9 protein-coding genes are annotated in these 13285 nt (G+C 67.1%); 4 read left to right on the forward strand and 5 right to left on the reverse strand.

The annotated features are described in order from the left end of the window. Positions 1 to 89 precede the first annotated feature (89 nt). From MHN84_RS07240 to MHN84_RS07250, 3 genes are all read left to right on the forward strand, one after another. The gene (locus MHN84_RS07240) at positions 90 to 1115 is read left to right on the forward strand and encodes a 3-oxoacyl-ACP synthase III family protein (protein WP_241203962.1); all 1026 of its coding nucleotides are present in this window, start codon (positions 90 to 92) and stop codon (positions 1113 to 1115) included. After that, on the forward strand, positions 1116 to 2231 hold the full coding sequence (locus tag MHN84_RS07245; protein WP_241203963.1) for a sulfotransferase: 1116 nt from the start codon (positions 1116 to 1118) through the stop codon (positions 2229 to 2231). A 142-nt stretch (positions 2232 to 2373) separates the two neighbouring features. Beyond that, the gene (locus tag MHN84_RS07250; protein ID WP_241203964.1) at positions 2374 to 4731 is read left to right on the forward strand and encodes a hypothetical protein; all 2358 of its coding nucleotides are present in this window, start codon (positions 2374 to 2376) and stop codon (positions 4729 to 4731) included. A gap of 75 nt (positions 4732 to 4806) precedes the next feature. On the opposite strand, the gene MHN84_RS07255 is transcribed toward MHN84_RS07250, so the two are convergent. Further along, positions 4807 to 6471, reverse strand: a complete 1665-nt coding sequence (locus tag MHN84_RS07255) for an acyl-CoA synthetase (RefSeq protein WP_241203965.1) — start codon at positions 6469 to 6471, stop codon at positions 4807 to 4809. Positions 6472 to 6536: 65 nt separating this feature from the next. On the opposite strand from MHN84_RS07255, the gene MHN84_RS07260 reads away from it, so the two are divergent. Further along, positions 6537 to 7577, forward strand: a complete 1041-nt coding sequence (locus MHN84_RS07260; RefSeq protein WP_241203966.1) for a TIGR03857 family LLM class F420-dependent oxidoreductase — start codon at positions 6537 to 6539, stop codon at positions 7575 to 7577. A gap of 19 nt (positions 7578 to 7596) precedes the next feature. Here MHN84_RS07260 and MHN84_RS07265 read toward each other — a convergent pair whose 3' ends face one another. The 4 genes from MHN84_RS07265 to MHN84_RS07280 all read right to left on the reverse strand — a co-directional run bounded on the left by MHN84_RS07265 (position 7597) and on the right by MHN84_RS07280 (position 13277). Next, positions 7597 to 7734: a YbdD/YjiX family protein gene (locus tag MHN84_RS07265; protein ID WP_374238334.1), complete on the reverse strand. Its 138-nt coding sequence runs from the start codon at positions 7732 to 7734 to the stop codon at positions 7597 to 7599. Further along, positions 7734 to 10040: a carbon starvation CstA family protein gene (locus MHN84_RS07270; protein WP_241203968.1), complete on the reverse strand. Its 2307-nt coding sequence runs from the start codon at positions 10038 to 10040 to the stop codon at positions 7734 to 7736. Before MHN84_RS07270 ends, MHN84_RS07265 begins: the two co-directional genes overlap by 1 nt. Positions 10041 to 10168: 128 nt before the next feature. Beyond that, positions 10169 to 11701: an ATP-dependent DNA ligase gene (locus tag MHN84_RS07275; RefSeq protein ID WP_241204200.1), complete on the reverse strand. Its 1533-nt coding sequence runs from the start codon at positions 11699 to 11701 to the stop codon at positions 10169 to 10171. Positions 11702 to 11753: 52 nt separating this feature from the next. Further along, positions 11754 to 13277: a molybdopterin-dependent oxidoreductase gene (locus tag MHN84_RS07280; RefSeq protein WP_241203969.1), complete on the reverse strand. Its 1524-nt coding sequence runs from the start codon at positions 13275 to 13277 to the stop codon at positions 11754 to 11756. Between the last annotated feature and the right edge of the window lie 8 nt (positions 13278 to 13285).

Below are 13285 nucleotides of genomic sequence, written 5' to 3' on the forward strand. Positions count from 1 at the left end.
GTGCTGCGATTGCGGAGCCGCCCCGTGGCTCATAGGTTATGACCTGCTCACGCAACGATCGCGCCACCACTGAACAGGGGGATCGGCTCATGACGCTTCCAACTCTTTACTTCTCGCGGCCCGCCACCGTGCTGCCGGAAACCGCGATGGACAACGACGAGGTCCTCGCTCTCGTTCGCAACGAATTCTCAGGTCCGGCCGCGGAGTGGGACTCGGTGGAGCAAACCATCCGCTACGTGTTCGACCGGTGCAACACCAAGACGCGCTACCTGGATCAGAGCACAACGCTGATGCCGGCCGAGTTTGCAACGCAGGCTGCACAGGCGTGCCTGCAGCGCACCGGAGTGTCGGCGACCGATCTCGATCTCGTGGTGTACGGCGGCATCGCCCGCGGCAATTTCGAGCCGGCGACGGCTGCCGAGGTCGCGGGGATGCTGGGCGCCCGCCCCTTGCACGCCGTCGACGTGACCTGCGCGTGTGCCGGCCTGATCGAGGCGATGCACACCGTCGCCGGGTATTTCGCACTGCATCCGGAGATGAACACTGCGCTCATCTGCGCGGGTGAGCTGACTCGTGACCGCATCGCCTATGACATGGGGTCGTTGCAGGACGTGGCCGTGTTCGCGGCCGGGCTGACGCTCGGAAACGCCGCTGCCGCGCTGGTCGTGTCGCGGGAACCGCTGCAGGGCGGAAGTGCTCGGCTGGAAGGCATCTTCCACAAGACCCTGTGTGAGCACTACGACCTGTGCAAGACCCCGATCGACGGCCACTTCACCTCGAAGTCCAAGGAACTGTTCGCGTTGTCGGTCCACGTGCCGCCCGCGCTTCGCGAGATGCTCGGCGAGCTCGGCTGGTCCTCGGAGGAGATCGACCACTACGCGTTGCATCAGCCCAGTGAGGCGGTGCTCGAGAGGGTGTTCACCGAACTCGGGGCACGCCCCCAGGCGTGTGTGCACACCCACTCACTGTTCGGCAACACCGCGAGTACCGCGTGGGCGTTGGCGCTCGAATACCGCCTCGAGCACGGCACGGTCGAGCCGGGCGACAAGATCGTGATGGCCAGTGCCGCCGCCGGTTTCACCATCGTGGGTGCCGCAGCCGTGTGGGAGGGCTGAATGGAGCGGTACCTGCGCGTCTACCGGGTCATCAACAAGACGTTCGGGTTGTGGCTGCGGCCGCTCGGTACTTTCGCGGTCCTGCAACTGCGGGGCGGCATCTCGGCGGTGACCATGCGCCTGGATCGCGTGGTGTTCCCGCGCTACAAGGACGAACCGCTCGATCGCCCGATCTTCATCATCGGCAACCCGCGCAGTGGCACCACGTTCCTGCACCGCTTCCTGCTGAGCAATGGCGGATTGTCCGCGTTCGAGCTCTGGGAAATGCTGTTTCCCGCGATCACCGCGCGAAAGTTGCTCGGTCGGATCGTGCCGAAGCTGGACCGGCTCTCTCCGGCGCGGTATCACCCGTCGGATGTGCACGACACGAGTCTGCGCGGCATCGAAACCGACGACCCGGCATGGTTCTTCCACACCCTCGACGGCCCCTTCGCCTGGGCGTATTTCCTGGCCTGGCAGGACACCTGGGGCAGTGACCTGTCCCGGCGCTGCTTCGGGATCGACGGGGCGGCACCCCAGGAACGGGAACGCTTCTTCCGTTACTACGAGGAGCTCTGGCGAAGGAATCTCTACTACAAGAACGATCGTCGCATCCTCGCCAAGACGAGCATGCTGACCTTCCGCCTCGACGAGGTCCTCGAGCGCTATCCGGATGCCAAGCTCATCTACATCGTGCGCGACCCGGTCGAGGTCATCCCGTCGGGGATGTCGTTGATCGCGAGTGTGCTGGAGAACGGCTACGACGCGTTCAACCGTACCTCGGCCGAGGACCAGCAGCGCTGGGTGGAGAACCTCTACCAGGCGTCCTGCGCGATGTTGAAGGTGTTCCACGACGCCTATGTGTCCGGCCGGATCCCGGAGAAGAACCTCTGCGTGGTGCGCTATCCCGACCTGATCCACAACCTGGAGCCGACGATCGAGCGCATCTGCGAGTTCGCCGAGATCGAGCCAACCGCGTCGTTCCTGGCCGAGGTGCGCGCCCAGGCGGAGAAGCAACGCTCGTACAAGAGCAAGCACCAGCACGCGCCGGACCGTTTCGGGTTGAGCGCCGAGCGGATCCAGAACGACCTGTCCTACGTGTACGACACCTTCGACCTGCCGAGAAAGGTCAGCTGACCGACGGTGGGCGAGGCGGTTGTCGTTCGTCGTTCAGCAAAAAAATGAAAGTTTTCTGGCTCACGCTGGAAAGGGCTGTGGAAGCGGTCCGCAATTTGTATAGTTTCGGTCACAAGTCGCTGTGTAGCCCCTGGGGAGAGCAATGAACGCTGGTTGTTACGTCGGTCGTATCGGAGGCCTGGCGGTCGCCCTGGGTGTGGGTGCCGCGGTCTTCGCGGGCCAAGGGGTCGCCTATGCGGACTCCGCGGACTCGGGATCGACATCAGACACCGGCGGAAGCCAGACCACCGGCGGCGCCTCGGGCAACGAGGCAACCAAGGTCACGGCCAAGAGCGACAAGGACGCCAAGAGCGACAAGAGTGACAAGGTCGCCAAGAACACCGGAAGCGGCAAGGGGGCCGACGACGACACCGACGCGGACAAGGGGTCCGGCAAGAAGGACCTGAAGGACGTCTGGTCGAACCTGTTCGGCGGTCACAAGCCGAAGCCGGGTACCGAGACCGAGCAACCGTCCGACACCCCGCAGGTGCCCTCCAACGACGAGACCGCGACCCCCGGGGACGACGACTCGGCGACGACACCGACGAAGAAGCCGCGCTGGTCCTGGAAGCCCGCCGATGCCGGCGCCTCGACCGGTGGCGACAGCGATACGCCCACTGACACCGACGAGGTGTCGCCGTCGAAGACCACCAAGGACACCAAGGGCCTGAAGGGGCTGCTGTCATCGATCACCGTCGACGCCCCGGAGGCGGCGACGACACCCAAGACGCTGGTCACGGTCTCGACCGCAGACACCGTGGCGAAGACGACCACCGAGGTCGCCGCGGACACCGAAGAGGCGTCGACCACGACCGTGTCCCAGGGCCCGCTCGCAACGCTGTTCAAGCGCTTCCTCGACGTGTTCACCGGTAACTCGCCGGCCGCCCCCGGCGCGAACTCCCCGTTCGCGTGGCTGGTCGCGGCGGCCTCACGCCGCGAACTCGACTCGCAGGCCCAGCAGAGCGATCCGACCATGGTGTGGAACGGCCTCGAGGTTCGTCCAGTGGGCGAGCCCACGATCACCTCGTTCTACGGCAAGTACACGATGGTGCCGGCGTTCCCGGGCGTCCTGCAGGGCAAGCAGGACTTCGATCTCGTCGATCCCACGACGGGCGACACGGTGGCCACCATCAGCGGTCTGGTCGCCATGAACAACGACATCGGTTCGGGCAACCGGTCGCTGCAGATCGTCGTCCTCGACGTCAAGAACGTCGCCGAGGGCTACGAGCAAGGCGTCGACAACAAGGACATCCCGCCGGACGGTTCGATCTTCGCGGTCGTCACCAACGGCCGTGGGGGCACGCAGTACTCGGCGCTCGCCCAAGACGGCAAGGACGTGGTGACGTACAAGTACATCACCCGCTTCGGGTCGTTCCGGATGAACCCCGACCCGTTCCGGATCAATTACAGCGGAGCCGATTTCCTCACCGACTACGAGGGAATCAACCGGCCGATCCACACTCAGGACGGCTACTACATCAAGCCGGTCACCGACGACACGTTGAACTTCACCGGATTCGTGGGATACGAACCACTGTTCAACGCAATCCAGGGCACGCAGAAGTTCGGCGTCTACAAAGAAGGCACGGACGAGCTGATGGGCACGTTCGACGGCGTAGCGACCGTGACGTCGGACTTCTGGGGCACCACCAGTGAGGCGATCATCGTCACGTCCACCGACGGGGCTTCCGGCGTCAACGCCGGCGACATCCCGCCGGTGGGAACCGTGTACAACATCATCTACTGGAAGGACGAGTTCTCCTACGCGCTGTACTACTCCAAGCCGCAGGAGGGCAAGGACATCACCAAGACACTGCTCATCTCGCAGACCCGCAAGGGCCAGGTCGTCGACGAGCTGCCGCTGAACTTCAACGCCTCCGACGAGCCGGACCGGGATGAATACACGGTCGGTGACTACACCTTCAAACCGACGTCGGACATCATCTACACCGGGGTGAACGGCCTGCCGCCGCGCGAGGTCATCGTCCAGGGCTACCAGCAGTTCGACGTCTACTCCAAGGGCGTCAAGATCGGAACCGTCGATGCCGATGTCAGCACCCAGTGGGACATCTCCCGCGGCTACTCCAAGGCGATCTTGGTGACCGACGTGAACAGCTCGGTCAACGGGGTCGGCACCGGTAAGGGCGAGGTGCCGCCGGTCGGTTCCATCTTCAACATGAAGTACATGGGCAACTCCCCGTTCGGTGAGGGGTACTACTCGATGCCCGACCCGGACGGCGACAAGACGCGCTACGAACTGCGCACCTTGTTCGGGACGATCCCGCTGCCCAACATCTACAACGCGTCGAAGGGGTTGGCGGACTACGACTTCTACACGCCCTACGGCGAGGACAGCGCGCAGAGCAACCTGTTGAGCTTTACGGGTGCGCAGTCCGGCGGCCTGCTCGGCGCCAATCAGGATCTGTGCCTGCTCGACGGCTCGGCCTGCGACGTCGCCTGATCTCGTCACACCAGCGGTGCGTCGCCTGACTTCAGGCGGCGCACCGCTGCTGTGTGTGGAAAAGGTTGCGCCAGTTCAGCTTTCGCTGCTCGCCTGCTCGCGGGCCCAGCGATAGTCGGCCTTGCCGGCCGGGCTGCGCTCGATGACCGGCCGGAACACCACCGCCTTCGGCAATTTGTAGCGGGCGAGCACCGTACCGGCGTGGTCGATGAGTTCCTGGGCGGTCGCCTCGACACCGTCGGCCAGCGCGACGACGGCGACCACCTCCTGCCCCCATCGGTCACTCGGCCTGCTCGCCACGACGACGTCGGCGACGGCGGGATGCGACGCGACCGCGGACTCCACTTCCTCGGCGAAGATCTTCTCCCCACCGGAATTGATGGTCACCGAGTCCCGGCCGAGCAGTTCGATCACGCCATCGGCGAGGTGGCGGGCCCGATCGCCCGGCACGGAGTAGCGCACACCGGCGATGACCGGAAACGTGGCCGCCGTCTTCGTCGCATCGCCCTTGTAGCCGAGAGGGACGTAGCCGCGCTGCGCCAGCCAGCCGATGCCGTCGTGGCCCGGTTCGAGGATCGAGCCGAGATCCTCTGCGGCGACGAGAGTGTCGGGTCCCGCGGTGAAGGTGCCCGTCGACACCGCGCCGGGTGCCGACATGTGGGTCATCTGCGCGCCGGTCTCCGAGGACCCCACGCTGTCGACCACCATCAGGCCCGGTTTGGTGTCGATCAAACGCTGCTTGGCGGTCGGCGTCAGCCGGGCGCCACCGCTGGCCACCACGGCGAGGGAGGACAGATCGGCGTCGGTGCGTTCGAATGCCTCCGCCAGTGGCCGCGCCATCGCGTCGCCGACCACGGTCACCGTCAGCACCTTCTCGCGCTCGATGGTGCGCACGACGTCGTCGACGTCGAGGTGATCGGTGACCGCCGAGAAGACCACGGTCTGGCCCATGGTCAGTGACGTCATCACGGCCCACTGCGCGGCGCCGTGCATCAGCGGCGGCAGCACCAGCAGTTTGGTCCCCGGCGATTCGGCGCATCGCGCGGCCAGGTCGTCGTAACTGGTCGCGGTCTCGCCGGTGTAGAGGCTGCGCCCGCCGAACGACGCCATGAAGATGTCGTGGGAGCGCCACAGCACACCCTTGGGCATTCCGGTGGTGCCGCCGGTGTAGAGCACGTAGAGGTCGTCGGGGGACGGTTCGACCGGTGGGGGATCGGCCGGGCCGTCGGCCACGATCGACTCGTAATCCACTGCGCCGGGCAGCAATTGGTTGCCGGAGTCGTCGGCGATCTGAATGAGCACCTTCACCGAGGGCAGGTCGGGGAGTACCTCGGCCAGGCGCGGGGCGAAGGCGGCGTGGTAGAGCATCGCGGTGGCGCCCGCGTCCGAGAGCAGGTACTGCAGTTCGCTCGTGACGTAGCGGTAGTTCACGTTGAACGGGGCCACGCGGGCCCGCCACGCACCGAGCATGCCTTCGACGTATTCGGAGCCGTTGTGGGCGTAGATGCCGAGCAGGTCCTGTCCCACCTCGTGGCCGGCCAGGCCCGAGCGCTCGGTGTGGCACCCCAATCCCTGCCCGTGGAGATAGCGGGCCAGCCGGTTCGACCGTTCGGCGATCTGCGTGTAGGTGAACCGCCGGTCGCCCTGAACGATGAATTCGCGATCGCCGATGGCTGCGGCGATGGCGTCGACGGCCCCGGGAACGCTGAAGTGGATCGGCTCTGACGTCGGCTCTGACATGATGTGGACTCTAGACCGCACCGGCGGTCGAGTGAACACATGCCGAGAAGTTGTATGGTCGTGCCATGGACCGGGTGCTCGACGAGCTGGGGTGCTACCTGTTGGCCGGCGCAGGAGGCGACGGACCGGCGAGCCTCCTCGAGGAAGCGCGGCAGGGCGAGGCGCTCGGCGTCGGCACCGCGTTCCTCTCCGAACGGTGGAACACCAAGGAGGCCGCCTCGCTGACCGGTGCAGCGCTGGCGGTGACCGAGCGCATGCAGATCGCAACGGCGGCGACCAACCACAACACTCGGCACCCGTTGATCACCGGATCGTGGGCGACGACGATGCACCGGCTCTCCGGCGGCAGGTTCACCCTCGGCATCGGGCGCGGGATCGCGGCCATCTACCAGGGTTTCGGAGTTCCCGCGGTGACCACCGCGCAGATGGAGGACTTCGCGCAGGTGATGCGCAGGCTGTGGCGCGGCGAGGCCATCATCGGCCATCACGGGCCGATCGGGCAGTACCCGGTGCTCTACCTCGACGGCGATTTCCACGAAGACATCCGGTTGGCGCTCGTCGCTTTCGGTCCGCAGACGCTGGCGTTGGGCGGACGCCGATTCGACGACGTCATCCTTCACACCTATTTCACGCCTCGGACGCTGCAGCGAGCGGTCCGCATCGTCAAGGACGCAGCCGAGCAGGCCGGCCGGGATCCCGGGCAGGTGCGCGTCTGGTCGTGCCTCGCCACCGTCGGCGATCACCTGCCCGAGGAGCTGCGGCTGAAGAAGACCGTGGCACGCCTGGCGACCTATCTCCAGGGATACGGCGACCTGCTGGTCCGCACCAACGAATGGGATCCGGCTGTGCTGCAACGCTTCCGCGCTGACGCCGTGGTGCAGTCGGTGGCCGGCGGCATCGACCACAAGGCCACTGCCGACCAGATCGAACACATCGCGACGCTCATTCCCGACGAGTGGTTGGAGCCCGCCGCGACGGGTTCGGCGCAACAGTGCGCTACCCGGGTCCGCGCGGAGTTCGACTACGGTGCCGACGCGGTGATCATGCACGGCGCAACGCCCGACGAGCTGGCACCGGTGGTCGCGGCCTACCGTGCGCAGGGCTGACGCGCTGTCCGGGCAGATGTCAGCAGCAGCGCGCGCCGGGATCGGCGTCGGCCGCCGCATGCCGGTGTCGCCAGTATTCGCGTTCCGACATCACGGCCTCACCGGCGTGCCGCCGCGCCCGGTGTTCGACGTAGCGCTGGTAGTGGTTGTCACCCATCAGTGACTGCCAGTACCAGCTGATGTGGCGGAGTGCCCGGAGTGTTCCTTTGCCACGGCGTCCCATTGCTTCTGCACCTCCTTCTCGGCGGTCGTGGCGAACATCCCCGAGGGCGCGAAGATCCGCGACGGTACCGGCTCGTCCTCGGTCAGCGGCGCACCATGCCCGCGGATCGCCCGCAGCGCGACCACCACGCCGGCGACGAACACGATGATCACCAGCGCCGCGAAGACGATCGACAATGTGCCCTGGATGAACGTGTTGCGGATGACGGCGTCGAGTTGGTCGGCGTTCTTGGCGGCGCCGAACGACGTCTCGCCGGCCTCCCTGGCGTTGCGGTATGCGAAGTGCTGCGTCCAGTAACCCACTTTGGGGTCCCCGGAGAAGATCTTCTGCCAGGACGCCGTCATCGTCACGATGAGGTCCCACATCAGCGGAACACCCGGAATCCAGGCCCATTTCACCAATCCACGCTTGATGACGACCACAGTGACGACCGTCAGTGCGATCGCGGCCAACAGCTGGTTGGCGATTCCGAACAGTGGGAACAGCGTGTTGATCCCGCCCAGCGGATCGGTGACACCCATCAGCAGGATGCTGCCCCAGGCGGCGACGACGACGATGCTGCACCCCCACGCGCCGACGCGCCAGCTCGGGTTGCGGAATTTCTTCAACGGCCCACCCAGGTTGCCCAGTCCGTCGGAGAGCATGAAGCGCGCGACCCGGGTGCCCGCATCGACTGTGGTGAGGATGAACAATGCTTCGAACATGATCGCGAAGTGGTACCAGAAGGCCTTGAGCCCGGTTCCGCCGAAGACCTTGTGCAGCACCTCGGACATGCCGAACGCCAGGGTGGGTGCGCCGCCGGTGCGGGACACAATCGTCTCCTCGCCGACGCTGCGCGCGGCATCCGAGATCTCCTGGGCACTGATCGGCGCACCGGAGAGCCCGAGCCCGTTGACGTAGTCGGCTGCGCTCTGGGCGGTGGTGCCGGTGGACGCGGTCGGGGCGTTCATCGTGAAGTACAGGTGCTGGTTGATGATCGCCGCGGTGATCAGCGCCATTATCGCGACGAACGATTCGGTCAGCATGCCGCCGTACCCGATCAGCCGCATCTGGCTTTCCTTCTCGAGGAGCTTGGGTGTGGTGCCCGACGAGATCAGCGCATGGAACCCCGACAGGGCGCCGCAGGCGATCGTGATGAACAGGAAGGGGAACAGCGAACCGGCGAACACCGGCCCTGAGCCGCTGGCGGCGAACGACGAGATCGCGGGGGCCTCCATCACCGGGCGGGCGAGCAGGATGCCCACCGCAAGCAACGCGATGGTGCCGACCTTCATGAACGTCGACAGGTAGTCACGGGGGGCTAGCAGCAGCCACACCGGCAGGACCGATGCGGCCAGTCCGTACAGGATGATGCACCACGACAGCGCGACCTTCGACAGCGTGAACCACTCGACACCCCACGATGTTTCGGCCACCCAACCGCCGGAGACGACAGCGAGCAGCAGCAGGGCGACGCCGATCACCGACACCTCCGAGACCCGGCCGGGGCGCAGGAAACGCAGATAGAGGCCCATGAAGATCGCGATCGGAATCGTCATCGCGATCGAGAACACCCCCCACGGACTCTCGGCCAGGGCGCCTACCACCACGAGTGCCAGCACGGCCAGCAGGATCACCATGATCACCAGCACGCCCACGATCGCGGCGATGCCGCCGACCACGCCGAGTTCGTCGCGGGCCATCTGGCCGAGAGAACGGCCGCGGCGGCGCACGGAGATCGACAGCACCAGGTAGTCCTGGACACAACCGGCGACGACCGCGCCGATGATGATCCAGATCGCGCCGGGCAGATAGCCCATCTGCGTGGCCAGCACGGGCCCCACGAGCGGGCCCGCTCCGGCGATCGCGGCGAAGTGGTGGCCGTAGAGCACCCGCCGATCCGTGGGCAGGTAGTCGGTACCGTTCTCGAAAACCTCTGCCGGCGCGGCGATGTCATCGCGTGGCCGCACCACCTTCATCTCGATCAGGCGTGCGTAGAACCGGTAGCCGATCACATAGGTGCAGACCGCGGCGATGACGAACCAGACCGCGTTCACCGTTTCGCCGCGGAAGAACGCGATCATCGCCCATGCGACCGCAGCCAGGACGGCCACCACTGCGAAGACGATCTTGTGTGTCGTGGTGATCGGCGAGCGGTCGATGATCGCGACCGGCGGCAGATCCTTGTCGGTGCGGACGTAGGTGATGTCCCCGTCGGATTCTTCGATGCGGTCCCATGGTGCAGCGGTCGGTGTGGCCATCAGCCTGCCCATCCCTCCCTCGTCGGCTCGCCCCCCTCGCAAGAGGCATTACTGAACGTGTCGATCGTCGCACCGGATGAGCCGGACTCGCGGCCGAACCCCGGTTTATCCCCGTCGGAGACGGACGGTCACCCGGCGCGCTCGTGGAACGCACGCACGGTCGCGACGGTGTCGGCCTCCTGCGCGGTCTTGTCGTCGCGGTAGCGCACCACCCGGGCGAAGCGCAGGGCCATTCCCGCGGGGTAGCGGGTCGAGGTCTGAATGCCGTCGAACGCGATCTCGACGACCTGCTCCGGGCGCAGCTTGACCACATATCCGTCGGTCGGACCGTCGGCCAGCGACAGGAATCTCTCGGTCTGCCAGGCCAACATCTCGTCGGTCATGCCCTTGAAGGTCTTGCCCAACATCGCCAGCTCGCCCGTTGCCTCGTCCCGGGCGCCGAGATGGATGTTCGACAGCTTGCCGGTGCGCCGCCCCGAACCCCATTCCACGGCCAGCACGACCAGATCGAGGGTGTGCACCGGCTTGATCTTCAGCCAGCCGGCGCCGCGGCGCCCGGCTTCGTAGGCGGCCTCGAGGGACTTCGCCATGACACCTTCATGGCCCGCCGCCAGGGTGGCGTCCAGGAAGCGCTGCGCCTCAACGGGATCGGTTGTCACCAGCCGGTCGACTCGGTGACCAGGCGGCACGACAGCGTCCATGACCGCAATGCGCTCGTGCGCGGGGCGGTCCAGCAGGTCGGTTCCGTCGGCACGCAGCAGATCGAAGAAGAACACCGAGAGTTGCTGCTCGTGCGGGCCTGAGCCGGCCCGGCGCCCGAACCGCGACGCGGTGACCTGGAATCGCTGCGGCCGCCCGTCGGGTTTGAGCGCAATGGCCTCCGCGTCGGCGATCAGGTCGGTCACCGGCAGGGCCAGCACCGCGTCGACGACTTCGGGAAGGCGTGACGTCACGTCGTCGAGGCTGCGGGTGAAGATCGACACCCGTTCGCCGTCACGGTGGATCTGCACGCGGGCACCGTCGAGTTTCGCCTCGAAGATCGCGGTGCCGCCCAGCCGCGCCAGTGCATCGGTGACGTCGGTCGCGGTCTGCGCGAGCATGGGGCCGACCGGAGTGCCGACCCGCAATGTGAACTCCTCGAGCGCGGACCGCCCTTCGGACAGGGCTGCGGCGGCCACCGACGGCAGATCACCGCTGAGCATCGCGGCGCGGCGCACTGTGGCAACGGGTATGTCGGAGGCCGCGGCGACCGCGTCGACCATCACCCCGATCAGAGCGCCCTGACGCAGTTCCCCGCCGAGCAGGCGGCGCAAGAACGCCTGCTCGACGTCGGTGGCGGCGGAGAACAGCCCGTGCAGCAACTCCGCGCGACGCGCTTGCGATCCCTTCCCGGCAGTGGTGCCGATCGTGGTGAACGTGGCCTCCACCTCGGCCACCGTCAGCACCGGCGCAGCGGCGGGAGCCGGCAACGCCCGCAGCGCCGCCCACCCGACGCCGATCTGGCGTTGTGTGAGTTCGCCGGACAACCACGACACCACCACGGCCACCGTGTCGGAGTTCCCGGCCCGGCTCAGCAGCTCGGCGATCCGCGCGCGTTTGGCCAGCCGCGATGACGAGGCCGCCACGTCGGCGGACGCCTGCGCGACATCGACCAGGAGCACGCCCTCTGTCACGACCACGCAGCCACACTGGCACGAGGGTCCGACAACGGGGTCACTTCACGTTGAACGTGATCGAATGCCAGCCCGTGGCACCGTCGGGCACCGGGTCGGCGCGATCGGGCGTCTGGGTGTAGCCGCTGTTGTCGGTGGCCCGCACGGTGATGGTGTGGAATCCCGGGGTGGCCTGCCAGTCGAAGGTCCACAGCCGCCAGGTGTCGCCGGAGTACGCGGCACCGAGCGTGGCCTGCTGCCAATCGCCGTCGTCCATCTTGACCTCGACGGCCCGCACGCCGCGGTCCTGCGCCCACGCCACGCCGCCGAACCGATTCGGTCCGGCCGTGACATCCGCGCCGGCGCGCGGAATGTCGATGCGCGACTCGGTCTTGATCGGTCCGCGTGCCGCCCACCCCAACTTGGTCCAGTACGCCTCGGCGCGGTCGAATCGGGTGAGTTCGAGGTCGACGACCCACTTCGTCGCCGACACATAGCCGTAGAGGCCGGGCACCACGAGTCGCGCCGGGTAGCCGTGCTCGATGGGCAGCGGCTGCCCGTTCATGCCGATCGCCAGCAGGGCGTCGTCGGCGGTCAGCGCCTCGACCGGGGTGCCGGCCGTCCAGCCGTCCACCGACGTCGACAACACCATGTCGGCGTCGGGTCGCACACCGGCCTCGGCCAGCAGATCGGCGACGCGGTAGCCGGTCCACACGGCGTTCGAGATCAGTTCACCGCCCACCGGATTCGACACGCACGTCAGGGTGACCACGCGTTCGACGACGTCGAAGCGCTCCAGATCGGCGAAGTCGACGGTGACCTCGCGGTCGACCATGCCGTGGATGCGCAGCTTCCACGCCTCGCGACTGAGCTGCGGCACGGTCAGCGCGGTGTCGATGCGGTAGAACTCGTCGTTGCGGGTGACGAACGACGGCAGAGCGATATCGGGAGGCTGCACGTCAGGAGGGATCGGCGCGGCGGCCTTGTCGACGCGGGGGAGCGCGAAGGAGTTGCGGTCTCCCGACACCGATGACGCCAGACGGGTGATCACCACTCCTGCGACACCGCTGGCCGCGCCCGCGACCAGCAGCCCGAGCGTGATCAGCGAGCGGCGCCTCCCCGTGTCGGGGGTGTCCCCGGAGCCCTCGCCGTCGCGGCCCGTGAAGCGGCGGGACGTCAGGAACCGCAGCACAGCCACGCCGCAAGCGGCACCCACCACCGTGGGCACGATGTCGAGGGCGCCGGCGTTCGGTCGCGACAGCACCGCCGCGCAGCCGAGAACGCCCGCGGCGACAATCATCGCGCTGCCCCAGGGGCGTCGCGGGGTCTCCACGATGCCCGCGATGACGGCGAGCGCCGCGACGACGACGAGCACGGCGACGGTCAGGAAAAGCTTGTCCGCCGTGCCGAAAGTCTGGATGGCCCATTCCTTGAGCGGGCCGGGCGTCCTCTCGATGACCGAGGAGCCGACGGCCGTGCGGACGTCGGCCTGCGGGCCGAACGCTGCGCCGACCAACTGCGCCACCCCGACCGCCACCGCGGCGGCGGCGACCCCGCCGGCAGCCTTCTCGCCCTGCGTGGTCATGGCGCCCA

Origin of the sequence: Mycobacterium sp. PSTR-4-N (assembly GCF_022348085.1) — a bacterium.
GTDB lineage: Bacteria > Actinomycetota > Actinomycetes > Mycobacteriales > Mycobacteriaceae > Mycobacterium.

Coding starts and splice junctions, on each gene's coding strand:
- MHN84_RS07240 (WP_241203962.1), top strand. CDS start 90: ATGACGCTTCCAACTCTTTACTTCTCGCGGCCCGCCACCGTGCTGCCG.
- MHN84_RS07245 (WP_241203963.1), top strand. CDS start 1,116: ATGGAGCGGTACCTGCGCGTCTACCGGGTCATCAACAAGACGTTCGGG.
- MHN84_RS07250 (WP_241203964.1), top strand. CDS start 2,374: ATGAACGCTGGTTGTTACGTCGGTCGTATCGGAGGCCTGGCGGTCGCC.
- MHN84_RS07255 (WP_241203965.1), bottom strand. CDS start 6,471: ATGTCAGAGCCGACGTCAGAGCCGATCCACTTCAGCGTTCCCGGGGCC.
- MHN84_RS07260 (WP_241203966.1), top strand. CDS start 6,537: ATGGACCGGGTGCTCGACGAGCTGGGGTGCTACCTGTTGGCCGGCGCA.
- MHN84_RS07265 (WP_374238334.1), bottom strand. CDS start 7,734: ATGGGTGACAACCACTACCAGCGCTACGTCGAACACCGGGCGCGGCGG.
- MHN84_RS07270 (WP_241203968.1), bottom strand. CDS start 10,040: ATGGCCACACCGACCGCTGCACCATGGGACCGCATCGAAGAATCCGAC.
- MHN84_RS07280 (WP_241203969.1), bottom strand. CDS start 13,277: ATGACCACGCAGGGCGAGAAGGCTGCCGGCGGGGTCGCCGCCGCCGCG.